Source organism: Bacillus sp. SD127, from assembly GCF_058566445.1.
Window position 1 is genome coordinate 1,346,357 of sequence record NZ_CP191226.1, and the last position, 25,047, is coordinate 1,371,403.

25 protein-coding genes, 1 tRNA gene and 1 riboswitch are annotated in these 25,047 nt (G+C 45.0%); of the genes, 23 read left to right on the top strand and 3 right to left on the bottom strand.

Going from position 1 to position 25,047, the window contains the following annotated elements; all coding sequences use genetic code 11:
* Positions 1-6: 6 nt before the first annotated feature.
* The 11 genes from ACQVGS_RS06895 (at position 7) to ACQVGS_RS06945 (ending at position 13,776) form a co-directional block, all read left to right on the top strand.
* Positions 7-2,364 carry an endonuclease MutS2 gene (locus tag ACQVGS_RS06895; RefSeq protein ID WP_400153439.1) on the top strand — a complete coding sequence of 786 codons (2,358 nt, stop codon included), beginning with the start codon at positions 7-9 and terminating at the stop codon, positions 2,362-2,364.
* Between the two features lie 14 nt (positions 2,365-2,378).
* A complete protein-coding gene (locus ACQVGS_RS06900) occupies positions 2,379-2,783 on the top strand; it encodes a DUF350 domain-containing protein (RefSeq protein ID WP_010335217.1) in 405 nt (134 codons plus the stop codon).
* 187 nt (positions 2,784-2,970) lie between these two features.
* A complete protein-coding gene (locus ACQVGS_RS06905; RefSeq protein ID WP_400153440.1) occupies positions 2,971-4,653 on the top strand; it encodes an AMP-binding protein in 1,683 nt (560 codons plus the stop codon).
* Between the two features lie 117 nt (positions 4,654-4,770).
* A complete protein-coding gene (gene fadR, locus ACQVGS_RS06910; protein WP_095714264.1) occupies positions 4,771-5,355 on the top strand; it encodes a fatty acid metabolism transcriptional regulator FadR in 585 nt (194 codons plus the stop codon).
* A gap of 14 nt (positions 5,356-5,369) precedes the next feature.
* A complete protein-coding gene (locus tag ACQVGS_RS06915; RefSeq protein WP_103671723.1) occupies positions 5,370-6,146 on the top strand; it encodes an enoyl-CoA hydratase in 777 nt (258 codons plus the stop codon).
* A 14-nt stretch (positions 6,147-6,160) separates the two neighbouring features.
* Entirely contained in the window at positions 6,161-6,934 is a 774-nt protein-coding gene (etfB, locus tag ACQVGS_RS06920) for an electron transfer flavoprotein subunit beta (RefSeq protein ID WP_024122404.1), read from the top strand.
* 35 nt (positions 6,935-6,969) lie between these two features.
* On the top strand, positions 6,970-7,947 hold the full coding sequence (locus ACQVGS_RS06925; protein ID WP_151174414.1) for an electron transfer flavoprotein subunit alpha/FixB family protein: 978 nt from the start codon (positions 6,970-6,972) through the stop codon (positions 7,945-7,947).
* A gap of 203 nt (positions 7,948-8,150) precedes the next feature.
* Entirely contained in the window at positions 8,151-9,638 is a 1,488-nt protein-coding gene (locus ACQVGS_RS06930; RefSeq protein WP_101861328.1) for an alpha-N-arabinofuranosidase, read from the top strand.
* 313 nt (positions 9,639-9,951) lie between these two features.
* Positions 9,952-10,266 (top strand): thioredoxin, encoded by a 315-nt coding sequence (gene trxA, locus ACQVGS_RS06935; protein ID WP_003222500.1) that lies wholly within the window; start codon positions 9,952-9,954, stop codon positions 10,264-10,266.
* 135 nt (positions 10,267-10,401) lie between these two features.
* Positions 10,402-12,174, top strand: a complete 1,773-nt coding sequence (uvrC, locus tag ACQVGS_RS06940; protein WP_151174413.1) for an excinuclease ABC subunit UvrC — start codon at positions 10,402-10,404, stop codon at positions 12,172-12,174.
* 64 nt (positions 12,175-12,238) lie between these two features.
* Positions 12,239-12,418, top strand: a riboswitch (Lysine riboswitch).
* 125 nt (positions 12,419-12,543) lie between these two features.
* Positions 12,544-13,776, top strand: a complete 1,233-nt coding sequence (locus ACQVGS_RS06945) for an aspartate kinase (protein ID WP_024122399.1) — start codon at positions 12,544-12,546, stop codon at positions 13,774-13,776.
* Positions 13,777-13,817: 41 nt separating this feature from the next.
* Here ACQVGS_RS06945 and ACQVGS_RS06950 read toward each other — a convergent pair whose 3' ends face one another.
* The gene (locus ACQVGS_RS06950) at positions 13,818-14,264 is read right to left on the bottom strand and encodes a YslB family protein (RefSeq protein ID WP_010335208.1); all 447 of its coding nucleotides are present in this window, start codon (positions 14,262-14,264) and stop codon (positions 13,818-13,820) included.
* A 292-nt stretch (positions 14,265-14,556) separates the two neighbouring features.
* Between ACQVGS_RS06950 and sdhC the strand changes: the two genes are divergently transcribed.
* The 12 genes from sdhC (at position 14,557) to ACQVGS_RS07010 (ending at position 23,472) form a co-directional block, all read left to right on the top strand.
* Positions 14,557-15,165: a succinate dehydrogenase cytochrome B558 gene (sdhC, locus tag ACQVGS_RS06955; protein ID WP_003237652.1), complete on the top strand. Its 609-nt coding sequence runs from the start codon at positions 14,557-14,559 to the stop codon at positions 15,163-15,165.
* Between the two features lie 33 nt (positions 15,166-15,198).
* A complete protein-coding gene (gene sdhA / locus ACQVGS_RS06960) occupies positions 15,199-16,959 on the top strand; it encodes a succinate dehydrogenase flavoprotein subunit (RefSeq protein WP_491831268.1) in 1,761 nt (586 codons plus the stop codon).
* Between the two features lie 2 nt (positions 16,960-16,961).
* A complete protein-coding gene (sdhB, locus tag ACQVGS_RS06965; RefSeq protein WP_024122397.1) occupies positions 16,962-17,723 on the top strand; it encodes a succinate dehydrogenase iron-sulfur subunit in 762 nt (253 codons plus the stop codon).
* Between the two features lie 59 nt (positions 17,724-17,782).
* Positions 17,783-18,226: an acyl-CoA thioesterase gene (locus tag ACQVGS_RS06970; RefSeq protein WP_106022189.1), complete on the top strand. Its 444-nt coding sequence runs from the start codon at positions 17,783-17,785 to the stop codon at positions 18,224-18,226.
* Positions 18,227-18,341: 115 nt separating this feature from the next.
* Positions 18,342-18,566, top strand: a complete 225-nt coding sequence (gene gerE / locus ACQVGS_RS06975; RefSeq protein WP_003184172.1) for a spore germination transcription factor GerE — start codon at positions 18,342-18,344, stop codon at positions 18,564-18,566.
* 239 nt (positions 18,567-18,805) lie between these two features.
* Positions 18,806-19,246, top strand: coding sequence for a MarR family winged helix-turn-helix transcriptional regulator (locus ACQVGS_RS06980; protein WP_003222521.1), 441 nt, complete (start codon positions 18,806-18,808; stop codon positions 19,244-19,246).
* 7 nt (positions 19,247-19,253) lie between these two features.
* Positions 19,254-20,072 (top strand): glutamate racemase, encoded by an 819-nt coding sequence (racE, locus tag ACQVGS_RS06985; protein WP_081638350.1) that lies wholly within the window; start codon positions 19,254-19,256, stop codon positions 20,070-20,072.
* 115 nt (positions 20,073-20,187) lie between these two features.
* Positions 20,188-21,288: a GerMN domain-containing protein gene (locus ACQVGS_RS06990; RefSeq protein WP_024122394.1), complete on the top strand. Its 1,101-nt coding sequence runs from the start codon at positions 20,188-20,190 to the stop codon at positions 21,286-21,288.
* Positions 21,289-21,398: 110 nt separating this feature from the next.
* Positions 21,399-22,136, top strand: coding sequence for a ribonuclease PH (gene rph / locus ACQVGS_RS06995; RefSeq protein ID WP_106022190.1), 738 nt, complete (start codon positions 21,399-21,401; stop codon positions 22,134-22,136).
* Between the two features lie 12 nt (positions 22,137-22,148).
* Positions 22,149-22,745 (top strand): XTP/dITP diphosphatase, encoded by a 597-nt coding sequence (locus ACQVGS_RS07000; RefSeq protein WP_101863450.1) that lies wholly within the window; start codon positions 22,149-22,151, stop codon positions 22,743-22,745.
* A gap of 14 nt (positions 22,746-22,759) precedes the next feature.
* Complete coding sequence (locus ACQVGS_RS07005; protein ID WP_024122391.1) at positions 22,760-23,269, top strand: YfcE family phosphodiesterase; 510 nt, start codon at positions 22,760-22,762, stop codon at positions 23,267-23,269.
* A gap of 129 nt (positions 23,270-23,398) precedes the next feature.
* Positions 23,399-23,472: transfer RNA gene (locus ACQVGS_RS07010), tRNA-Arg, on the top strand.
* Between the two features lie 56 nt (positions 23,473-23,528).
* On the opposite strand, the gene ACQVGS_RS07015 is transcribed toward ACQVGS_RS07010, so the two are convergent.
* Both ACQVGS_RS07015 and ACQVGS_RS07020 read right to left on the bottom strand, forming a co-directional pair.
* Complete coding sequence (locus tag ACQVGS_RS07015) at positions 23,529-24,356, bottom strand: YsnF/AvaK domain-containing protein (RefSeq protein WP_400153441.1); 828 nt, start codon at positions 24,354-24,356, stop codon at positions 23,529-23,531.
* 186 nt (positions 24,357-24,542) lie between these two features.
* A complete protein-coding gene (locus ACQVGS_RS07020) occupies positions 24,543-24,998 on the bottom strand; it encodes a GNAT family N-acetyltransferase (RefSeq protein WP_106020214.1) in 456 nt (151 codons plus the stop codon).
* Positions 24,999-25,047: the final 49 nt, after the last annotated feature.

Below are 25,047 nucleotides of genomic sequence, written 5' to 3' on the forward strand. Positions count from 1 at the left end.
ACTACCGTGCAGCAAAAAGTATTATCATCTCTTGAATTCCATAAAGTGAAAGAACAGGTAATCGAGCACGCCGCTTCATCGCTCGGAAAAGAAATGCTTCTCCAGCTAAAGCCTTCTGCTTCGATTGACGAAATCAAAAAACAGCTGGATGAGGTAGATGAAGCCTCTGCGATCATCCGGCTGCGAGGCCAGGCACCGTTTGGCGGCCTTACCGATATCAGAGGGGCATTAAGACGGGCGGAAATCGGCAGCGTTCTCAGTCCCTCGGAATTCACTGAAATATCAGGACTGCTTTACGCAGTCAAACAAATGAAACACTTTCTCGGACAAATGGCTGAAGACGGAGTCGACATTCCGCTGATGCAGCAATATACTGAACAGCTCATTACACTGCCCGATTTAGAACGAGAAATTAATTCCTGCATAGATGATCACGGCGAAGTGCTTGATCACGCGTCAGAAACGTTAAGAGGAATCCGCACGCAGCTCAGAACGCTCGAATCGAGAATCAGAGACCGGTTAGAGTCCATTCTGCGTTCCTCCTCTGCTTCGAAAATGCTGTCTGATACGATTGTTACAATCCGAAATGACCGCTTTGTTATCCCGGTCAAACAAGAGTACAGATCAAGCTACGGAGGCATTGTGCATGACACCTCTTCTTCTGGCGCGACTCTGTTCATTGAACCGCAGGCGATTGTAGATATGAACAACTCGCTTCAGCAGGCGAAAGTGAAAGAAAAGCAAGAAATTGAACGGATTTTACGCGTGCTGACAGAGCATACGGCGGAGCACAAAGAGGAGCTTTTTCAAGATTTGCAAGTCCTGCAGACGCTTGACTTCATTTTTGCAAAAGCGAAATACGCAAAAGCGGTCAAAGCTACAAAACCGACCATGAATGACAGCGGATTTGTCCGTCTGAAAAAAGCGCGCCATCCATTGCTTCCGCCTGATCAGGTGGTCGCCAATGACATCGAGCTGGGCGGCGATTTTTCAACCATCGTGATTACAGGACCGAATACCGGGGGGAAAACAGTTACTTTAAAAACACTGGGGCTGTTGACCTTAATGGCGCAATCGGGTCTTCATATTCCGGCAGATGAAGGATCGGAAGCCGCTGTATTTGAGCATGTGTTCGCTGATATCGGCGATGAACAGTCGATCGAGCAAAGCTTAAGTACATTTTCTTCCCATATGGTGAACATTGTCGGCATTTTAAAACAAGTCAACGAAAACAGCCTTGTGCTCTTTGATGAACTGGGAGCGGGTACAGACCCGCAAGAAGGCGCGGCACTCGCCATGAGCATCTTGGATGAAGTCCACCGCACCAATGCCAGAGTATTAGCGACGACGCATTATCCTGAGTTAAAGGCGTATGGCTATAACAGAGAAGGCGTCATGAACGCTAGTGTCGAATTTGACATTGAGACCCTTTCACCAACCTATAAGCTCTTAATCGGTGTACCGGGACGAAGCAACGCCTTTGAAATTTCTAAACGGCTCGGGCTTCCGGACCATATTATCGGGCAGGCGAAATCAGAAATGACGGCCGAGCATAATGAGGTCGATACGATGATTGCGTCTCTTGAACGAAGCAAAAAACGGGCGGAAGAAGAGCTTTCTGAAACAGAGGCGTTCAGAAAAGAAGCCGAAAAGCTGCATAAAGAGCTGCAGCAGCAAATCATCGAACTCAACAGCAAAAAAGACAAATTGATGGAAGAGGCCGAACAGCAGGCGGCTGAAAAAGTTAAAGCGGCCACAAAAGAAGCTGAAGACATCATTCACGAATTACGCTCGATTAAAGAAGAACACAAGTCCTTCAAGGATCACGAGCTGATTAACGCGAAGAAACGGTTAGAAGGCGCTATGCCGACCTTTGAAAAGTCCAAAAAACCGGAAAAACCGAAAACGCAAAAACGCGTCTTGAAGCCGGGGGATGAAGTAAAAGTCATTACTTTCGGGCAGAAAGGAACATTGCTTGAAAAAACCGGCGGCAATGAATGGAATGTTCAAATCGGCATTTTAAAAATGAAAGTGAAAGAAAAAGACCTTGAATTTATCAAATCGGCACCGGAACCAAAAAAAGAAAAACTCATTACGGCGGTTAAGGGCAAAGATTACCACGTATCGCTTGAACTTGATCTTCGCGGCGAGCGCTATGAAAATGCCCTCAGCCGTGTTGAAAAATACTTGGATGACGCGGTGTTAGCGGGATATCCAAGAGTGTCCATTATCCACGGCAAAGGTACCGGCGCTTTAAGAAAAGGCGTGCAGGATCTCCTGAAAAATCACCGCAGCGTTAAAAACTCCCGTTTCGGTGAAGCTGGTGAGGGAGGATCAGGCGTTACAATTGTTGAACTAAAATAAAAGGGAGTATGGTCATGAGTGATTTTTGGGAAAATGAGCTTGTGGAAATCGCGGCGTATTACAGTGTCGCGGTTCTCTGCCTCGTCCTCTTTTTGACTGTGTTTGAGCTGGTGACAGCTTATAAAAACTGGGAAGAGATTCAAAATGGAAATCTCGCTGTGGCAATGGCAACAGGCGGGAAAATTTTAGGGATAGCAAATGTGTTCCAGCACTCCATCTCTCAGCACAATTCTCTGCTGCAAATGATCGGCTGGGGTGTGTACGGATTTGTTATGCTTTTGATCAGCTACTTCATTTTTGAGTTTTTGACACCGCGGTTTAAAATTGATCAAGAAATTGAAAATGATAACCGGGCTGTCGGCTTTATTTCATTTGTCATTTCTGTCGGGCTCTCATTTGTTGTGGCAGCCGGAATATAAGGGGACGGAGAATAGATGGAAAAGCTTGCAAAAATACTGCTCGCCGCGGCGGGAATCTTTTTGTTGATTGGTCTTATATATCTGTTCGTATGATGAGAAAAAGAAAGATTTTCCTTTCTTTTTCTTTTTTTTGCCGTCTATCTGCTATAATAATAGGGTGAACTCTAAAATCGAAAGGGGAGGTTTTATGCAGTCTCAAAAGCCGTGGCTAGCCGAGTATCCCGACGATATCCCGCATGAGCTTCCATTGCCGAACCAAACCCTGCAATCCATCCTGACAGACTCCGCCGCACGATTCCCTGACAAAACAGCCGTATCTTTTTTCGGAAAAAAACTCACCTTTCATGACATTTTGACGGATGCTCTTAAACTCGCAGCTTTTCTGCAGCAACATGGCCTGCAAAAAGGAGACAGAGTGGCTGTCATGCTGCCCAACTGTCCGCAGTCCATCATTTCTTATTATGGGGTGCTGTTTGCCGGCGGTATCGTGGTGCAGACAAACCCGCTCTACACCGAGCATGAACTCGAATACCAGCTGAGAGACGCAGAGGCCAGGATGATCATCACCTTAGATTTGCTTTTCCCGAAGGCAATAAAAATGAAAACGTTATCAATTGTAGATCAGATTTTGGTGACGAGTATAAAAGACTATTTGCCGTTTCCAAAAAATATTCTCTATCCGCTTACGCAAAAACAAAAAGTGCACATTGACTATGATGAAAACGACAATATTCATACCTTTGCTTCGAGCATGAAGCGGGAAAAAACAGAACTGATCACAATTCCGGACATTGACCCTGAACATGATATCGCCGTTCTGCAATACACTGGAGGTACGACGGGAGCGCCCAAAGGAGTCATGCTCACGCACAGAAATATTTTAGCCAATACCGAAATGTGTGCGGCTTGGATGTACAACGTAAAAGAAGGCGATGAAAAAGTGCTTGGCATTGTCCCATTTTTTCACGTCTATGGGCTGACGGCAGTGATGAATTATACGATTAAACTAGGATTTGAAATGATCCTGCTTCCCAAGTTCGATCCGCTGCAAACGCTCAAAATCATCGATAAACAAAAACCGACACTGTTTCCCGGCGCGCCGACGATTTACATTGGCCTCTTGCATCATCCCCAATTACAGCAATACGATCTGTCATCCATTAAAAGCTGCCTCAGCGGCTCAGCCGCTCTTCCTGTCGAGGTGAAGCAGCAATTTGAAAAGCTGACTGGCGGAAAGCTTGTGGAGGGATATGGTTTATCCGAGGCATCTCCGGTGACACACGCTAATTTTATTTGGGGAAAAAACAAACCCGGCAGTATCGGCTGTCCCTGGCCTAATACAGACGCAGCCATTTACTCTGAAGAGACTGGCCATTTTGCCGCTCCGTATGAGCACGGTGAGATCGTCGTAAAAGGCCCGCAGGTCATGAAGGGGTACTGGAACAAGCCGGAGGAAACGGCTGCTGTCTTAAGGGACGGGTGGCTTTTTACCGGAGACATGGGCTATATGGATGAAGATGGATTTTTCTATATTGCCGACCGGAAGAAGGACATCATTATCGCAGGCGGCTATAATATTTACCCGCGGGAAGTTGAAGAAGCGCTGTACGAACATGAAGCGATTCAGGAAATTGTCGTTGCAGGCGTGCCTGATTCGTACAGAGGGGAAACGGTAAAAGCGTTTGTCGTGTTAAAGAAAGGCGCACAAGCCGACGCAGCAGAACTGGACGCTTTCGCCAGAGCCCGTCTCGCACCCTATAAAGTGCCGAAAGCCTATGAATTCAGAAAAGAGCTTCCGAAAACAGCGGTTGGGAAAATTTTAAGAAGGCGTTTACTTGAAGAAGAAACCGAAAATCATCATATCAAGTAACAAATAGAGCCAGAAAAAGAGAACATTTATGAATAAACTTGACAAACCGGAAAATCCTTCTTATCATAAAATTATGAATGAATAGTCATTCATTTCTATAGGAAGGAACGATGAAAATTGAAGCAAAAACGGCCAAAGTATATGCAGATTATTGATGCAGCAGTTGAAGTAATTGCGGAAAACGGCTACCACCAGTCACAGGTATCTAAAATCGCCAAACAAGCCGGAGTAGCGGACGGCACCATCTATCTTTATTTTAAAAATAAAGAAGACATTTTAATTTCTCTGTTTAAAGAAAAAATGGGCCAATTCATTGAGCGGATGGAAGAGGACATAAAAGAAAAGGCAACAGCAAAAGAGAAATTGTCGCTCGTGATTTCAAAGCATTTCTCACTCTTGGCGGGAGACCATAACCTCGCCATTGTCACTCAGCTTGAGCTCCGCCAATCCAATTTGGAGCTGCGGCAGAAAATTAATGAAATATTAAAGGGCTACTTAAATATTTTAGACGGCATTCTGACGGAAGGAATACAATCAGGCGAGTTAAAAGAAGGCCTCGATGTCCGCCTCGCCCGGCAGATGATTTTTGGAACGATTGACGAAACCGTGACGACCTGGGTGATGAATGATCAAAAATATGATCTGGCTGCTTTGTCAGACAGTGTTTTAGAATTACTGGTATCCGGAATTCACAATAAGTAAAGGAGTTCTGTCCTATGAATGCAATATCACTCGCAGTTGATCAATTTGTTGCAGTTATGACGATTCACAATCCGCCGGCAAACGCGCTTTCTAGCCGGATATTAGAAGAGCTGTCCTCCTGTCTTGATCAGTGTGAGACAGATGCCGGCGTGCGGTGCATTATTATACACGGGGAAGGAAGGTTCTTCTCCGCCGGCGCTGATATCAAAGAATTTACATCACTGAGAAACAGTGAGGATTCCTCAATGCTGGCTGAACGCGGCCAGCAGCTGATGGAGAGAATGGAGAGCTTTCCAAAACCGATTATCGCAGCGATTCACGGAGCTGCCCTCGGCGGCGGGCTGGAGCTTGCAATGGCCTGCCATATCAGAATTACGGCAGAAGATGCCAAACTGGGGCTTCCTGAGCTTAACCTCGGTATTATTCCCGGTTTTGCAGGTACACAGCGGCTCCCGCGATACGTTGGTACAGCAAAAGCATTGGAGCTCATTGGATCAGGAGAACCGATATCGGGGAAAGAAGCGCTTGACCTCGGACTTGTGACAATCGGAGCAAAAGATGAAGCAGAAGTGCTTGAAAAAGCGAAAACGCTTGCCGCCAAATTTGCAGAAAAAAGCCCGCAAACGATGGCGTCTCTGCTTGAGCTTCTCTATACAAATAAGGTGTATTCCTATGAAGGCAGCTTAAAGCTTGAAGCAAAGCGTTTTGGAGAAGCGTTTGAGTCGGAGGACGCCAAGGAAGGCATTCAGGCATTTCTCGAAAAAAGAAAGCCTCAGTTCAAAGGCGAATAAAAGGGGATATGATCATGAATCTATTTGTACTGATGAAACGGACGTTTGACACAGAAGAAAAAATCGTCATTGACGCAGGGAAGATTCAGGATGACGGGGCTGAATGGATTATCAATCCGTACGATGAGTACGCGATTGAAGAAGCCATTCAGCTGAAGGAAAAACACGGCGGCACCATCACCGTTGTTACTGTCGGCGGCGAAGAAGCGGAAAAGGAGCTGCGTACAGCGCTTGCCATGGGATGTGACCAAGCCGTTTTAATCAACATAGAAGATGATCTCGAAGAACCCGACCAGTATTCCATTTCTCAAGTTTTATACCACTATATGAAGGATCAGGAGTTTGACCTTATTCTCGGAGGAAATGTCGCGATCGATGGAGGCTCAGGACAAGTGGCGCCTCGCCTGGCAGAGCTTTTGGACATTCCGTGCATCACGACGATCACCAAACTCGACATCAATGGAAGTGACGCAGAAGCGGAAAGGGACGTTGAAGGGGATGTTGAAAAAATCAAAACGACTCTTCCTTTGCTGGTCACAGCTCAGCAAGGCTTAAATGAACCGCGCTACCCATCGCTTCCGGGGATCATGAAAGCCAAGAAAAAACCGCTTGAAGAGCTTGAGCTGGATGATCTGGACTTGGATGAAGAAGATGCTGAACCAAAAATGAAAACAATTGAACGTTTTCTGCCTCCGAAAAAAGAAGCCGGAAAGCTTCTGCAGGGTGAGCCTGCCGAACAGGCAAAAGAGCTCGTATCATTGCTCCGCAGCGAGGCGAAAGTCATTTAGCGCTTGCACATTCAAAGAAACAGGGGGATGTTAGGATGGGAAAAAAAGTGATCGTACTCGGAGAAATTCGTGACGGAGAACTGCGAAATGTCACCTTTGAAGCGATCTCCGCTGGAAGAACCATTTCAGGTGATGGAGAAGTGATCGGTGTTCTTATAGGAGAAAACGTATCACAGCATGCAGAGGAGCTTATCCACTACGGTGCAGACAAAGTTCTCACAGCTGAGGACCCAAAGCTCAAGGCATATACGGCAGACGGATACAGCCAAGTGATGCGAACCATTATTGAAAAGGAGAAACCTGATGCGGTCGTATGCGGACACACTGCAATGGGGAAGGATCTGTCGCCGAAGCTTGCAGCCCGGCTCCAAACGGGATTGATTTCTGACACTACAGATGTAAGCGTTACCGGAGAGAACGTTGTTTTCACAAGACCGATTTACTCAGGGAAGGCATTTGAACGTGTCATTTCAACGGATCCGATGACGCTTGTGACGATTCGTCCAAACAACATTCAAGCGTTAGAAAAAGACGCCAGCCGGGCAGGCAGCATTGAAAGCATCGAAGTTTCCCTTACGGATCTCCGTACCGTCATACAAGAGATCGTCAAAAAAACAGCGGACGGCGTTGATCTCTCTGAAGCGAAAATCATTGTTGCGGGCGGCCGCGGTGTAAAAAGCAAGGAAGGCTTTCAGCCGCTGCAGGAGCTTGCCGAGGTGCTGGGCGCAGCAGTCGGCGCTTCACGCGGGGCGTGTGACGCTGATTATTGTGACTATGCTCTTCAAATCGGACAGACCGGAAAAGTTGTCACTCCTGATTTGTATATCGCCTGCGGAATTTCCGGTGCCATTCAGCATTTGGCGGGGATGTCCAACAGCAAGGTAATTGTCGCCATCAATAAAGATCCTGAAGCCGATATTTTTAAAATAGCTGATTACGGTATTGTAGGAGATTTATTTGAAGTCGTCCCATTACTGACTGAAGAATTCAAACAGCTGAATATTCACTCATAAAGGGAAGCCCCGGACTGCAAAAGTTCGGGGTTTTTGAATACATACGTACAAATATTTAGTAATAAAAAAAGTCGTTGACATGTACGGACATATATAATAAGGTTACTTTAAAAGCGCTTACATTCATGCTGGCTCCTCAGACAAAACACAGATCCTATATTTGACTGTGGTGCTTTTCATATTTATGAAAGGAATGATCAAGCATGTCTGAACATACAGCAGTGATTCAAACGGATATTGTAAAAGGAACGATCAACAAAAATATATACGGTCATTTTGCTGAGCATTTAGGAAGAGGGATTTATGAAGGGATTTGGGTCGGAACGGAATCAAGCATTCCTCATATAAACGGTATAAGAAAAGATGTGTTAGAAGCGCTGAAACAGCTGCGTATTCCTGTCCTCCGATGGCCGGGAGGCTGCTTTGCGGATGAATATCATTGGGCTAATGGTGTGGGTGACCGCAAGACGATGCTCAATACTCACTGGGGCGGTACAGTTGAATCGAATGAATTCGGGACACATGAATTTATGATGCTGTGCGAGCTGCTTGAGTGCGAACCTTACATTTGCGGCAATGTAGGAAGCGGAACAGTTCAGGAAATGGCGGAATGGATCGAATATATGACCTTTAAAGAAGGCACGCCCATGTCGGATTGGAGAAAACAAAACGGAAAAGAAGAGCCTTGGAAGCTGAAATATTTTGGAGTGGGCAATGAAAATTGGGGCTGCGGCGGCAACATGCATCCAGAGTACTATGCCGATCTATACCGCCGTTTTCAAACGTATGTCCGCAATTACAGCGGCAATGAAATTTATAAAATTGCCGGCGGTGCAAACGTCGATGATTTTAATTGGACGGACGTGCTCATGAAAAAAGCCGCTGGCCTGATGGATGGGCTAAGCCTTCATTACTACACGATTCCGGGAGATTTCTGGAAGGGCAAAGGATCGGCCACAGAATTTACAGAGGACGAATGGTTCATCACGATGAAAAAGGCCAAATACATTGATGAATTGATTGAAAAACACGGAACAATTATGGACCGGTATGATCCGGAACAGCGGGTCGGACTGATTATTGACGAATGGGGCACATGGTTTGACCCTGAGCCAGGAACAAACCCAGGCTTTTTATATCAGCAAAACACGATTCGTGACGCGCTGGTCGCAGCTTCTCACTTTCACATTTTCCATCAGCATTGCCGCCGGGTGCAAATGACCAACATCGCACAGACGGTAAACGTGCTTCAAGCTATGATTCTGACTGAGGGAGAACGGATGCTATTAACGCCGACATACCATGTGTTTGATATGTTTAAGGTACATCAGGATGCCTCACTTTTAGATACTGAAACAACGTCCGCTGACTATGAATGGAAGGGAGAAACGCTGCCTCAAATCAGTGTGTCAGCATCAAGAAATGCTGAGGGCGATATAAACGTCAGCATCTGTAACATTGATCATCAAAATAAAGCAGAGGTGGAGATCGAGCTGAGAGGTCTTGACAAGACTGTGGATCATTCCGGCGTTATCCTGACTGCTGAAAAGATGAACGCCCATAACACGTTTGATGATCCGGAGCACGTAAAACCTGAATCGTTCAGCCGTTATTCTGTAAATAAAAACAAATTGAAAGCAAAGCTGCCGCCAATGGCAGTTGTCTTACTCACATTACGGACTGATTCTTAACCAAAAAAAGGAGCGCCGATCCACTAGAGGACAGCGCTCTTTTTTGTTTTGAAACAGCTCCAAAAGGGCATGGTAAAGTATATGACGGTTATAGAAGGGATGTTGTCCTATGCTTCGTACAATTTTAATGATCATCGGCGCAATCGTGGTGATCGGAGCGATTATCAGATTCGTGTTTTAATTTCGAAATGCCCCATTCTATGAGTAAACCGATTGTGATCAGGAAAAAATAATTTATAAGCATTTAAATAGCGTGAACGAATGGGAGATGCTATACTAAAAATCATCATTTCACAATTGGAGGAATTCAATAATGGCTATCGTAAAAGCAACTGATCAATCTTTCTCAGCTGAAACAAGCGAAGGCGTCGTACTGGCTGATTTCTGGGCCCCTTGGTGCGGACCTTGTAAAATGATTGCACCTGTTCTTGAAGAATTGGATCAAGAAATGGGCGACAAACTGAAAATCGTAAAAATCGATGTAGATGAGAACCAAGAAACAGCAGGCAAATACGGCGTTATGAGCATCCCGACACTTCTTGTCTTAAAAGATGGAGAAGTTGTTGAAACATCTGTAGGCTTCAAACCGAAAGAAGCGCTTCAAGAGCTTGTAAACAAACATCTTTAATGTTCGGCTGCTTACATGCCAGAGCGATTCCAATTGAGGGATCGCTTTTTTTATTCGCCAATCGTGAACCATGGAGAAAAACACCTGTTCGTGTTAAACTGGAAACAAAGGACTAACTATAAGGAAGGGTAACATATGAACAAACAACTGAAAGAAAAACTCGCCCTCCTTCCCGATCAGCCCGGGTGTTATTTAATGAAGGACCGTCAGCAGACAGTGATCTACGTAGGAAAAGCAAAAGTGCTGAAAAACAGAGTGCGCTCCTACTTTACCGGGTCTCATGACGCAAAAACACAGAGGCTTGTGACGGAAATCGAGGATTTTGAATATATCGTGACGTCCTCCAATCTTGAAGCGCTTATTTTAGAAATGAACTTGATCAAAAAGCATGATCCGAAATATAACGTCATGCTGAAAGATGATAAAACCTATCCTTTTATAAAACTCACCCATGAACGCCACCCAAGGCTGATTGTCACCCGCAATGTCAAAAAAGACAAAGGGCGCTATTTCGGACCGTATCCGAATGTTCAGGCCGCAAGGGAGACGAAAAAGCTGCTCGACCGTCTCTATCCTCTCAGAAAATGCTCAAAGCTCCCCGACAGAGTGTGTCTTTATTATCACCTCGGACAATGTCTTGCTCCGTGTGTAAAGGACATTTCTGAAGAGACAAACAGAGAGCTGGTTGAGAGTATTACCCGTTTCTTAAAAGGCGGCTATAACGACGTCAAAAAAGAGCTTGAAGAGAAAATGCTTGAGGCGGCTGAGAACCTTGAATTTGAACGGGCAAAGGAGCTTCGTGACCAAATTGCCCATATCGAATCAACGATGGAAAAACAAAAAATGACGATGAACGACTTAGTCGACCGTGATGTATTCGCTTACGCTTATGATAAAGGCTGGATGTGCGTACAGGTCTTTTTTGTACGGCAAGGAAAGCTCATCGAACGTGACGTCAGCATGTTTCCGCTTTATCAGGAAGCAGATGAAGAGTTCCTTACCTTCATCGGGCAGTTTTATTCAAAAAACAATCATTTTCTGCCGAAGGAGATTTTAGTGCCGGACAGCGTCGATCAATCGATGATTGAGCAGCTGTTGGAAACAAACGTCCATCAGCCGAAAAAAGGGTCGAAGAAAGAATTGCTTATGCTGGCACATAAAAACGCAAAAATCGCGCTTAAAGAAAAATTCTCTTTAATCGAACGTGACGAGGAGCGTTCAATCGGTGCTGTGCAGAAACTCGGAGACGCCTTAAATATTTATATCCCGCACAGAATCGAAGCGTTCGATAACTCGAATATACAAGGGACAAACCCGGTTTCGGCGATGATTGTGTTCATCGACGGCAAACCATACAAAAAGGAATACCGCAAATACAAAATCAAAACTGTCACAGGGCCTGATGATTACGGCTCAATGAGAGAGGTTGTCAGACGAAGATATACAAGAGTGCTTCGCGAAAACCTGCCGCTCCCTGACCTGATCATTATAGACGGAGGGAAAGGCCAGATCAATGCGGCCCGTGACGTCATAGAAAACGAACTCGGCCTTGATATCCCGATTGCCGGCTTGGCGAAGGATGATAAACACAGAACCTCCAATTTATTAATCGGCGATCCGCTGGAGACGGTTTATCTTGAACGAAACAGCCAGGAATTTTACCTGCTTCAGCGCATTCAGGATGAGGTGCACCGGTTTGCGATCAGCTTCCACAGGCAAATCCGCGGGAAAAGCGCGTTCCAGTCTGTGCTAGACGATATACCCGGAATCGGAGAAAAAAGAAAGAAAATGCTGTTAAAGCATTTCGGTTCCGTCAAAAAAATGAAGGAAGCAAGCCTCGAGGACATCAAAAAAGCGGGTGTACCCGCAGCGGCGGCACAGCTGCTTTATGATAAATTGCAAAAATAATGTTGTCCTTTTGAAAAAGTTCTGATAAAATGTGAACTAATTTCATAATTAGATCGTGTAATATGGTGAAGATAGAGGTGCGAACTTCAAGAGTAAGCCTTTGGAGAAAGATGGATTCTGAGAAAAAGGCTGAAAGGGGAGCGTCGCCGAAGCAAATAAAACCCCATCGGTATTATTTGCTGGCCGTGCATTGAATAAATGTAAGGCTGTCAAGAAATCATTTTCTTGGAGGGCTATCTCGTTGTTCATAATCATCGTGATGATTAATTGATAAGCAATGAGAGCAATTCCTCTCATTGCTTTTTTTATTGTGGACAAAGCGCTCTTTCTCCTCACCCGCACGAACCAAAATGTAAAGGGTGGTTATACATGGGTCTCATTGTACAAAAATTCGGTGGTACTTCCGTCGGCTCAGTCGAAAAAATTCAAAATGCAGCAAATCGCGTCATTGCGGAAAAACAGAAAGGCCATCAAGTCGTAGTTGTCGTATCAGCTATGGGGAAATCCACTGACGCATTGGTCAGCCTTGCAAAAGACATCACTGATCAGCCGAGCAAACGTGAAATGGATATGCTGCTGGCAACAGGCGAGCAGGTCACCATTTCCTTGCTTTCCATGGCGCTGCAGGAAAAAGGCTATGACGCCGTTTCCTATACAGGATGGCAGGCGGGGATCCGCACGGAGGCCGTCCATGGCAACGCCAGAATTACGGAGATGAACACATCCGTGTTAGAAGGCCAGCTTCAGGAAGGAAAAGTCGTTGTTGTGGCAGGGTTTCAAGGCATGACAGACGACAGTGAAATCACGACATTGGGCAGAGGTGGTTCAGACACAACAGCAGTGGCTTTGGCTGCCGCATTAAAAGCGGATAAATGTGATATTTATACAGATGTGCCCGGCGTGTTTACAACCGATCCGCGCTACGTGAAATCAGCGAGAAAGCTTGCCGGCATCTCTTACGATGAAATGCTGGAGCTTGCCAATTTAGGCGCTGGAGTTCTTCATCCGAGAGCGGTTGAATTTGCGAAAAATCACCAAGTGCCGTTAGAAGTGCGTTCAAGTACAGAAACAGAAGCGGGAACATTAATTGAGGAGGAATCATCCATGGAGCAGAATCTTATCGTCAGAGGCATCGCGTTCGAAGATCAAATCACAAGGGTAACCATCTACGGGCTGACAAGCGGCCTGACCACTTTGTCTACTATTTTTACAACTCTTGCAAAAAGAAACATTAACGTGGATATCATTATTCAAACGCAGGCGGGAGACCATGAGACCGGAATTTCCTTCTCTGTTAAATCCGAAGACGCGGACCAGACTGTTGCCGTACTTGAAGAGTACAAAGATGCGCTGGAATTCGAAAAAATCGAGACAGAAAGCAAATTGGCCAAAGTATCCATTGTCGGATCAGGCATGGTATCAAATCCCGGTGTAGCGGCTGAAATGTTTGCTGTACTGGCGGAAAAAAACATATTAATCAAAATGGTCAGCACATCTGAAATCAAAGTTTCAACAGTAGTGAGCGAAAATGACATGGTAAAAGCGGTGGAAGCACTCCACGATGCATTCGAGCTCTCGAAACATCCTTCAGCTGTGTCATGACAACCAAAAAGGCGGGACTCATGCAGTCACCGCCTTTTTCATTAAACAGGGTCTTTCATATCCCATTTAACAGTCAGAACCACTTTATCGGCTCTCTTTTTTACTTGTTCGTATGATTCGGCAATCTGATCATTCATCAATTGAATTTGCTCGGCGATGAAGCCAGCTTCCAGCTGAAAGCAAGGTTCTTTCTGATATTTTAGCCGATTGGAAATGATCTGTCCTTCAAGCTCGAATTCTAGCTCTTGTTTCTTTGCGCTAACGTTTGTGAGGGTTCCCCAGCCTGCTTCTTCAAAGAAAGCCGGAAATTCCTCCCATGATTCAAGAGGAAACTTTCGGGCGAGATGTTTCCCTGCCCAATACATCATGGAAGAGTAATCTTGGCCAAGCATGTCTGGGAGAACAATCTCTCGTATCAGTTCATAGGCATAGGCGTTCATTTCAATTTCTTTTAGATTATGTATTGATGCTTCATATTTAGACTTCATATCTGTCTCCCCTCTCTCCTTCGTATATTATAGCCCAAACAGGGGGGAGGATTACAGAATGATCCTGTAATTCTCATGAAAAATTAAGAAAGAATTATATATTGATAAAATAAAATTTTTGAATCAACTAATCAATTCGGAAAATTAGAATTTATGTACGCGTTTTCTTGACGCCCTTTTGTGGTAGGAGTAAAATGAAATTGTCAATAAATCTTAATAAAGTGCTTACAATTGAAAGAAGTGGGGGAAGAGATTTAGCACATTTCGCACTTATCAAACAGGGGGTAAAGTAATGTCTGGGAACAGAGAGTTTTATTTTCGAAGATTGCATTCCTTGCTTGGCGTCATACCGGTCGGCATCTTTTTGATTCAGCATTTAGTCGTCAACCAGTTTGCCGCAAGGGGCGCGGAAGCATTCAATAATGCTGCTCATTTTATGGATAGTCTGCCTTTCAGGTATGCTCTGGAAATCTTTATTATCTTCTTACCTTTAATTTATCATGCAGTTTATGGTGTGTACATAGCGTTTACTGCGAAAAATAACGCAGGACAATATAGCTATATGCGAAACTGGCTCTTCGTCCTGCAGCGTGTAACCGGTATCATCACTCTCATTTTTGTGAGCTGGCATGTGTGGGAAACCCGCATTGCTGCACAGATGGGCGCTGAGGTCAATTTCGACATGATGGCGAATATCTTGAGCTCGCCGGCTATGCTGGGCTTTTACATTGTAGGTGTTTTATCGACAATTTTCCACTTCTCGAACGGTTTATGGTCTTTTGCTGTCACATGGGGCATCACTGTAACGCCACGTTCTCAAAGAATTTCGACGTACGTTACGCTGATTATCTTTGTTGCACTGTCATACGTAGGCTTAAAAGCGATTTTTGCATTTGTATAAGAGTACTAGATTACTAGAGGGAGAGGGGCTATCATGAGTCAAACAAGCATTATTGTAGTCGGCGGGGGTCTTGCCGGCCTCATGGCGACAATCAAAGCAGCGGAATCAGGAATGGCGGTTAAGCTGTTTTCCATCGTTCCTGTGAAACGTTCTCATTCGGTTTGTGCCCAAGGCGGCATCAACGGAGCAGTCAATACAAAAGGGGAAGGCGACTCTCCGTGGGAACATTTTGACGATACTGTATACGGGGGAGACTTTCTTGCCAATCAGCCGCCGGTTAAGGCGATGTGTGAAGCGGCGCCATCAATCATCCACTTATTAGACCGGATGGGCGTCATGTTTAACCGGACGCCTGAGGGGCTGCTTGATTTCCGCCGATTTGGGGGTACACAGCACCACAGAACAGCTTATGCCGGTGCGACGACTGGCCAGCAGCTGCTTTACGCTTTGGACGAGCAAGTGCGCAGATACGAGGTTGCCGGTCTGGTCACAAAATACGAAGGCTGGGAATTCCTTGGCGCTATATTAGATGATGACAGAACCTGCCGCGGAATTGTCGCGCAAAACCTGACAAACATGCAAATTGAATCCTTCCGTTCTGACGCTGTCATTATGGCGACAGGCGGACCGGGAATCATTTTCGGTAAATCCACAAACTCCATGATTAATACAGGGTCTGCTGCATCGATCGTTTATCAGCAGGGAGCGTATTATGCAAATGGAGAATTCATTCAGATCCACCCGACAGCTATACCGGGGGATGATAAATTAAGGCTGATGAGTGAATCAGCGCGCGGTGAAGGCGGACGCGTATGGACATACAAAGACGGTAAGCCATGGTATTTCCTTGAGGAAAAATATCCTGCATATGGGAACCTGGTGCCGCGTGATATTGCGACACGCGAAATATTTGATGTGTGTGTGAATCAGAAACTCGGCATCAACGGCGAGAACATGGTGTATCTCGATCTGTCTCATAAAGATCCAAAAGAGCTTGATATTAAGCTCGGCGGCATCATTGAAATTTATGAGAAGTTTATGGGAGACGACCCGCGCAAACTCCCAATGAAAATCTTCCCTGCGGTTCATTATTCAATGGGCGGCTTATGGGTACATTACGATCAAATGACAAATATCCCGGGACTGTTTGCCGCTGGAGAATGTGATTACTCCATGCACGGCGGCAACCGCTTGGGAGCAAACTCCCTGCTCTCCGCGATTTACGGAGGAATGGTAGCCGGACCGAATGCGGTTAAATATGTAAACGGCTTAGAATCTTCCGCAGAGGATATGTCTTCATCGATATTCGATGCCCACGTGAAAAAAGAAGAAGAAAAATGGGCTGAGATCATGAATATGGACGGAAACGAAAATGCGTACGTCCTCCATAGAGAGCTCGGGGAATGGATGACGGCGAATGTGACGGTTGTCCGCCATAACGACAAGCTGTTGAAAACAGATGACAAAATTCAGGAGTTAATGGAGCGGTATAAAAAGATTAACATCAATGACACGACAAAATGGAGCAACCAGGGAGCTATGTTTACACGCCAGCTTTCAAACATGCTTCAGCTTGCCAGGGTGATTACACTGGGTGCTTACAACCGTAATGAAAGCAGGGGCGCCCATTATAAACCGGATTTCCCTGAGCGTAATGACGATGAATGGCTCAAAACAACAATGGCTAAACATGTAAGCCCGTATGAAGCGCCTGAGTTTGAGTATCAGGATGTCGACGTATCACTGATAACGCCTCGGAAACGGGATTACTCGAAGAAGAAGGTGGCGAAATAATCATGAGTGAGAAAAAGACCATACGATTTATTATCACACGTCAAGATACACCCGACAGCACGCCTTACGATGAAGAATTTGAAATACCATACCGCCCGAACCTGAACGTCATTTCCGCTTTAATGGAAATCCGCCGGAATCCGGTTAACGTGAAAGGTGAAAAGACAACTCCTGTCACATGGGATATGAACTGTCTTGAAGAAGTATGCGGCGCATGTTCAATGGTTATAAACGGAAAGCCCCGCCAGTCTTGTACGGCGCTTGTTGACCAGCTTGAACAGCCGATCCGCTTAAAACCGATGAAAACATTCCCGGTCGTGCGTGATCTGCAGGTTGACCGCAGCAGAATGTTTAATTCTCTGAAAAAAGTAAAAGCGTGGATACCGATCGACGGCACGTACGATTTAGGACCGGGACCGAGAATGCCGGAAAAACGCCGCCAGTGGGCATATGAATTATCAAAATGCATGACGTGCGGTGTCTGCCTGGAAGCCTGCCCGAATGTAAACAGCAAATCGAAATTCATGGGTCCGGCTCCAATGTCTCAGGTCCGTCTGTTTAACGCCCATCCGACAGGAGCCATGAACAAATCCGACCGGCTGGAAGCGCTGATGGATGAAGGAGGCCTTGCAGATTGCGGCAACTCGCAAAACTGCGTTCAATCCTGTCCGAAAGGCATTCCGCTTACCACTTCTATCGCTGCCTTAAACAGGGATACAAACTTACAAGCATTCCGCAATTTCTTCGGAAGCGACAGAGTATAAGATGAAAAAAACCTCTTCCGCATGGGAGAGGTTTTTTTAACAATAAGGAGATGAGTGAAATGAAGCTTCCTGCTTACATTGACATGCCGTTTCAAAAATGGATAGAATCCTTTTCTTTTTTTAATGAAGTATCTGTACGATTTTCTGAGACAGATATGTTTGGGCATATGAATAATGTAATCCCTTTCATCTATTTTGAAGAAGCGAGGATATCTTATTTTAAAAATCTGAATATGATGAAACAACATAAGCAAACCATGACAGTCGTCGCCAGTCAGCAATGTGATTATCTGCGCCAAGTTATGCCTTATGAAGACTTGCGTATTTATGTAAAAACAAGCGCTGTCGGCAGTTCATCCCTCACCTTGCATTACCTCGGAGAAAATAGCGTAGGGGAGCCTTGCTTCACTGGAGCTGTTGTCATGGTTCAAGTGTCAAAGGAAAGCGGAAAGGCTGTCAGCTGGACGAGTGAGGAGAAAGAAAAGCTTCTCCATACACGATAAACTAATTCTTCTGTAAACGTCACCTCCTGCGCCCTCCTGACATATGATATCTTGACTATATCAAAACCCATTCGTTTCAGATTCGCTCTCACCTTAGCAAGGAGGGTTACAATACTTGAAGGAGAAAGAATTTCAATCGAAGCCGCTGCTAACGAAAAGAGAAAGAGAAGTGTTCGAATTGCTCGTTCAAGATAAGACAACAAAGGAGATTGCAAGCGAGCTATTTATCAGTGAGAAAACCGTTCGAAACCATATTTCAAATGCCATGCAGAAATTAGGTGTGAAAGGGCGTTCGCAAGCCGTTGTTGAGCTTCTTAGAATGGGTGAGCTAGAGCTTTAATCCTTGCCGGTATTCCTTCTTTTTAGGAGGGAGCCGGTTATTGCTGTTTGTTTGAAAAGTTCCAAATTCCTATATTAAACTAGGATGATACGATATAAAACGAGATTTTCAATTTGCTTTCATTTGCCTAATGTCCCTCTATTTCTCGTCCCGCGAGTCTTGCATTTTCTTTAAAAAAGAAGGAAAATAGACACGGAACGCTTTTGTGCGTAAGAGATCCTTGAGTGAGGGATGGACAAATGACATCAAAACCTTTGGAGCATGTTGCGGACATTGAAAAGTCGCTCCGCCACATTGCCGCGATCATTAAACAAAAAGGAAGAGAAATCCTAAACCAATACGCGATCACGCCGCCGCAATTTGTCGGTCTGCAATGGCTTTATGAATTAGGAGACATGACAATCGGCGAACTATCGGGGAAAATGTATCTGGCATGCAGCACGACGACGGATCTCATCGACCGTATGCAAAAAAATGAGCTTGTCGAGCGGGTAAAGGATCCGGCGGACAGACGTGTCGTCAGGATACACCTTCTGCCTGAAGGAGAACGCATTATCCAAGAGGTCATTACAAAAAGGCAGGAATACCTGCGTGATATGTTCGAAACGTTTACAGATGAAGAAATAGCCATCTTCGAAAAATCATTGATGAAACTGCAGCATGAAATGAAGAGAAAATGAGGCGATTTTGTTGGAACAACCAATAGGAGTCATTGATTCCGGGGTTGGCGGGTTAACCGTTGCAAAGGAAATCATGAGACAGCTACCAAAAGAAAATATAATCTACGTAGGGGATACAAAACGGTGTCCGTACGGGCCGCGTCCTGAAGAAGAAGTGCTTCAATACACGCGGGAGCTGACGAATTATTTGTTGAAAAACCACCACATTAAGATGCTGGTGATCGCCTGCAACACCGCGACAGCAATTGCACTGGAAGACATCCAGCGCGACGTTGATATTCCGGTGGTCGGGGTGATCCAGCCTGGTGCGCGGGCAGCGATAAAAGTGACAGAAAATCAGCATATCGGTGTAATCGGCACAGAAAACACCATTAAGAGCAATGCTTATGAAGAAGCCCTTCTGGCATTAAATGCCGAACTGAAGGTCGAAAATCTTGCCTGTCCGCTGCTTGTGCCGTTTGTGGAAAGCGGAAAGTTTCTGGACAAAACAGCAGACGAGATTGTCAAAACATCATTATCTCCGTTAAAAGATACATCGATTGACTCGCTGATTTTAGGCTGCACCCATTATCCTATTTTAAAAGACGCAATTCAAAGATATATGGGGGAGCATGTGAATATTATTTCGTCAGGCGATGAAACAGCCCGGGAAGTGAGTACGATTCTATCGTATAAAGGACTGCTGAATCAATCTCCGTTTACCCCGGATCATCAATTCCTGACTACAGGAGAACGGGATCAGTTTGCGAAAATAGCAGATGACTGGTTTGGCCATGAAGTAGGTCACGTAGAATGCATCTCTTTGCGAGAACCAATTAGAAGATAGTTTTGCCCCGCAACGGCGTGTTGCGGGTTTTTTCTGTTTTTAATGGAATTCATCGGTCTATTTCCCGCAGAGGCTCGTATACATAGTAGTACAAACAGCCTTAGGAGGGAAAAGTATGCTGAAAAAAGGACCTGCAGTCATTGGTGCCACTTGTCTCACCTCTGCCTTGCTTTTATCCGGGTGCGGTTTATTTCAATCCGATAAGACAGCTGAGGAAATCGATCCGCCTCAAGACGTTACATACGTAAATGATGAAGCGGGGACCGATTCAAATACAACAGCAGCCGAAAAAACAAAAAATGAAAAAAGTGATACCGAAAAAGCGAATCAGGACTCTTCTACAGTGATGAGGGAGCTTTATCTCATTGATAAAAACGGTTATGTCGTTGCTCAAACGATGCCTCTTCCGAAAAGTGAAGGAACGGCTAAGCAGGCGCTTGAATACCTTGTGCAGGGCGGGCCTGTGTCAGAGATTCTGCCGAATGGCTTCAGAGCTGTTTTGCCGGCTGACACAACTGTTAACGTAGATATCAAAAAAGATGGCACTGCTATAGCGGACTTCTCGAAAGAATTTAAAAACTATAAGAAGGAAGATGAACAGAAAATCGTTCAATCGGTGACGTGGACGCTGACTCAATTCAGTTCAATTGATAAAGTAAAGCTGAGAATCAACGGCCATGAACTGAAGGAGATGCCTGTAGGCGGCACGCCGATCTCAGACGATTTAAGCCGTAAGGACGGGATTAATTTGGAAACAGCAGGCGTCAATGATCTCACTGCTACACATCCGCTGACAGTCTACTATTTGGCGGAAACCGATGACAGTGAGTATTACGTGCCGGTAACGAAACGAATTGACAATTCTAAAACAGACGACATTACAGCGGCTATTAATGAACTGGCTGAGGGCCCGAGCAAGGCGAGCGGCCTGTTAACGGATTTCAGCGAAGATGTGAAATTGGTCAGTAAGCCGAAAATCAAAGATGGACGTGTAACGTTAGATTTTAATCAATCCATTTTCGGAAGCGCCGATGAAAAGACGAAAATGATTTCTTCAGAAGTGCTCAACAGCATTGTGCTGACTTTAACAGAGCAGCCGGATGTAAAAAGCGTATCCGTTAAAGTGAACGGAAAAGCCGAGCTTGTGAACGAAAAAGGCGAAAAACTTTCAGAAGCGGTATCCAGACCGTCTCAAGTGAATACGGGTAGTTTTTAAATTGGGATTTTTGATATACTAGAAAGAAAGAGGTTAGCGTTCCGGCTGCCTCTTTCTTTATTCAATTCCGGGACAAAAATGGTTTATGTACATACAATCGGAGGTAAAACATGAGACATGACGGAAGACAACATGATGAGCTGCGTCCAATCACGTTTGATTTGGACTTTATCAGCCATCCGGAAGGGTCTGTTCTAATAACAGCGGGGAATACAAAAGTAATCTGCAACGCATCTGTAGAGGACCGCGTACCGCCGTTTTTGCGGGGCGGAGGCAAAGGGTGGATTACAGCTGAGTATAGCATGCTGCCGCGGGCTACAAATCAAAGAACGATCAGAGAATCTTCCAAAGGAAAAATTTCCGGCAGAACGATGGAAATTCAGCGTTTGATCGGCCGCGCGCTTCGGGCAGTCGTTGATTTAGAGAAACTGGGCGAACGTACGATTTGGATTGACTGTGATGTCATTCAGGCGGACGGAGGAACGAGAACGGCTTCCATTACCGGAGCATTTCTTGCCATGGCGATTGCGGTTGGCAAGCTTCTCAAAGCAGGAACGATTAAAACAAACCCGCTCACTGATTACCTGGCAGCGATCTCTGTCGGAATTGATAAAGAGCGGGGAATTTTGTTAGATTTAAATTATGAAGAAGATTCTGCTGCTGAAGTTGATATGAATGTCATCATGACAGGCAGCGGCCGCTTTGTGGAGCTTCAGGGAACAGGGGAAGAGGCAACCTTTTCACGTGAGGATCTGAATGGGCTTCTCGGTCTTGCAGAAAAAGGCATTCAGGAACTGATTGACAAGCAAAAAGAAGTACTGGGCGATTCTCTTCCAGAACTGAAATAATGACAGAAAGGCTTGATCATCATGAAAGAAGCAATTATTGCAACTCACAATCCGGGAAAAGTGAAGGAATTTAAAGAAATCCTTGAGCCGAAAGGGTACGAGGTAAAATCATTAGCTGAAATCGGGTTTACAGATGAAATTGAAGAGACAGGCCATACGTTTGAAGAAAATGCGATTCTAAAAGCGGAAGCGGTGGCGAAAGCAGTGAACAAAATGGTGATTGCAGACGACTCCGGCTTGTCCGTTGATAATTTAGGAGGCCGTCCCGGCGTCTATTCAGCACGCTATGCAGGGGAACAGAAAGATGACCAGGCGAATATCGATAAAGTGCTGAGCGAGCTGAGAGGCATCGAAAAAGAACAGCGCACGGCACGTTTTCGCTGCGCGCTTGCCGTAAGTATTCCGGGAGAGGAAACAAAAACAGTCGAAGGTCATGTTGAAGGTTATATTGCCGAAGAGCCGAGAGGAGAATACGGATTTGGCTATGACCCGATCTTTATCGTCAAAGATAAAGATAAAACTATGGCCGAGCTGACAAGTGATGAAAAAAATAAAATCAGCCACAGGGCTGACGCGCTTAAAAAGCTGTCGAAGCTGTTGGAGGCATAAGGGGGAGCTTATATATGAACGTGCTGATTATCAGTGACAGCCATGGGCTTGAAGAGGAGCTTCAAACCATAGCGAAACGTCATGAAGCGGATGTTGATCTCATGATTCATTGCGGAGACTCTGAGCTTGAAACCGGCCATCCGGCGTTAGAGCCTTATTCCGTTGTAAAAGGCAATTGTGATTTTATCGGTGATTTTAAGGACGAGCTCCTGCTGACGGCCGGTTCCAAAAAAATATTGGTTACGCACGGACACCTTCATGGTATTAAACAGACCTTGCTAAACGTATACTATCGTGCAGAGGAGCTCGGAGCGGATATCATTTGCTTCGGGCATTCACACATCGCAGGAAGCGAAATGCTGCGCGGAAAACTGCTGATTAATCCCGGCAGCATCCGCCTTCCAAGAGTGCGCAGCACAGAAAGCTATGCTATACTGTCTTTAGAAAATGATACAGCAACAGTGCGTTTTTATAACCAAGCAGGCGATGAAATCATTGATTTGCAACACCGGGTAACCCTATGAAATATCACATGAGGAAGAAAATTTTCTTCCTCATGAAAAAAATTCTAAAAAACCGTTGACTTATCATTGCATCCCATATATAATAAATCTTGTCGCTGATAGTTAAAGCGAAAACAAAAAACAAAACGTGTCCCAGTAGCTCAGCTGGATAGAGCAACGGCCTTCTAAGCCGTCGGTCGGGAGTTCGAATCTCTCCTGGGACGTACCAAGAAAAAACCTCAAATCTTAAAGGATTTGAGGTTTTTGTTTATGATGATTTTTATTTGTTATTTAACGTATCATCATCCAGATCGCGGACATTTCCTTCTTTATTCAGACGCGGTTTTTCTTTTTTCACAGTTTCGGAAATATGTTCGTTTTCTTCGACAGTCCGTTTTCCGACAACCACTTCATCCGTAACAACGGGTTTTTTTGTCACTTCGAGCTTTTCCTCAACGATAGGAACTCTGACCGTTTCTGAGTCATTTACGGGAGAAGCGTCTGCCGTGTTTTCATCCACCGGACGGCGTTCAACGTAAATTTCATCATGTCTTATCGGAATGTCTATATCTCTTTGTTCTGTTTTGACTTCTTTTCCGATTTCCACTTCACCGGTTTGGATATCTTCTTTATCCACTTTCAGCTGTTCTTCTCGAAGCGGCAGGGTCTTTTCTTCTTTTGTTGTATAATCCACTGTCTCATTTGCATTTGCAAAGCCGCCTGAAAGGGCATTGCCGTTATCAATAGGCGTATCTAAGTCTGCGTCTGTATCAACGGCTACGAGAAGCTTTCCGTCATCCAGGTCCTCTTGGTACTTGTCTATTTCGTCATTTGAGATATCCAGATCTGATAATGCTTTGCTGTGTGCGCCTGTATCATCCATTGTGAAATAATCTTTCAGTTTATCGAAAAAGGATTCAGAATCACTATCATTTGCTTCAAGGGCTTGATTTACTTCTGTCCCTGTACGAGATTCGAGATAATCGGTATCCCGGCGATTTGTGACAACAGAAATATCGTCAGAATCATACCCCTTTGTTAGTAAGCCTTCAATCACTGCAATGGTTTCTTGTGGAGTTTCGTATACACCAACTACACTTTTTGTCATATTAATCTCCTCCTCTGTAAAAATAAAATTTTATCGTTCTTGTCGTCTTTAATTCCCGTTACGTTTTAAAATAAACAAAATCGAAAACACTTGGTGCACCTAACAGTATTTATGCGAAAGACGGGAGGAAATAAAAAAGATAGATAAGGCAGAAACATAGTCCCGCACTTATCTATCTTTTATATTTCACAATTCCTTTGTCATAAACACGCTGTTCGGATCTTCCGTATAGTCTGCAAACGGCTGGCAATACCGGAATCCGAAGCTTTCATAAAGTTTTCTTGCCGGCTCGAAAGAAGTCATTGACCCCGTTTCCAAACTCAATCGCTGATAGCCGCGCCGCTTGGCTTCTACTATAATGTGCTGAAGAACCTTGCTGGCAACGCCCTTTCTTAAATGGGAAGAAGAGGTTCGCATCGACTTAATTTCTCCATGCCGGCTGTCCAGTTCCTTAAGTGCTCCGCAGCCGGCTAATTTATTGCCGTCCCAAGCGCTCCAAAATGTAATCTCAGGTTTTTTCAGCCTTTCTATGTCCAGGGCATGAATACTTTCAGCCGGAGACATGAGAGTCATGCTATGTAAATGCTCACTTACTAATTCGATCACTTGATGTCCGGTCAAATCATCTACTTTAATATGCAAAATGAATTCCTCCTCAAAAACGTGTCACTCTGAACAGACTTATCCTTTA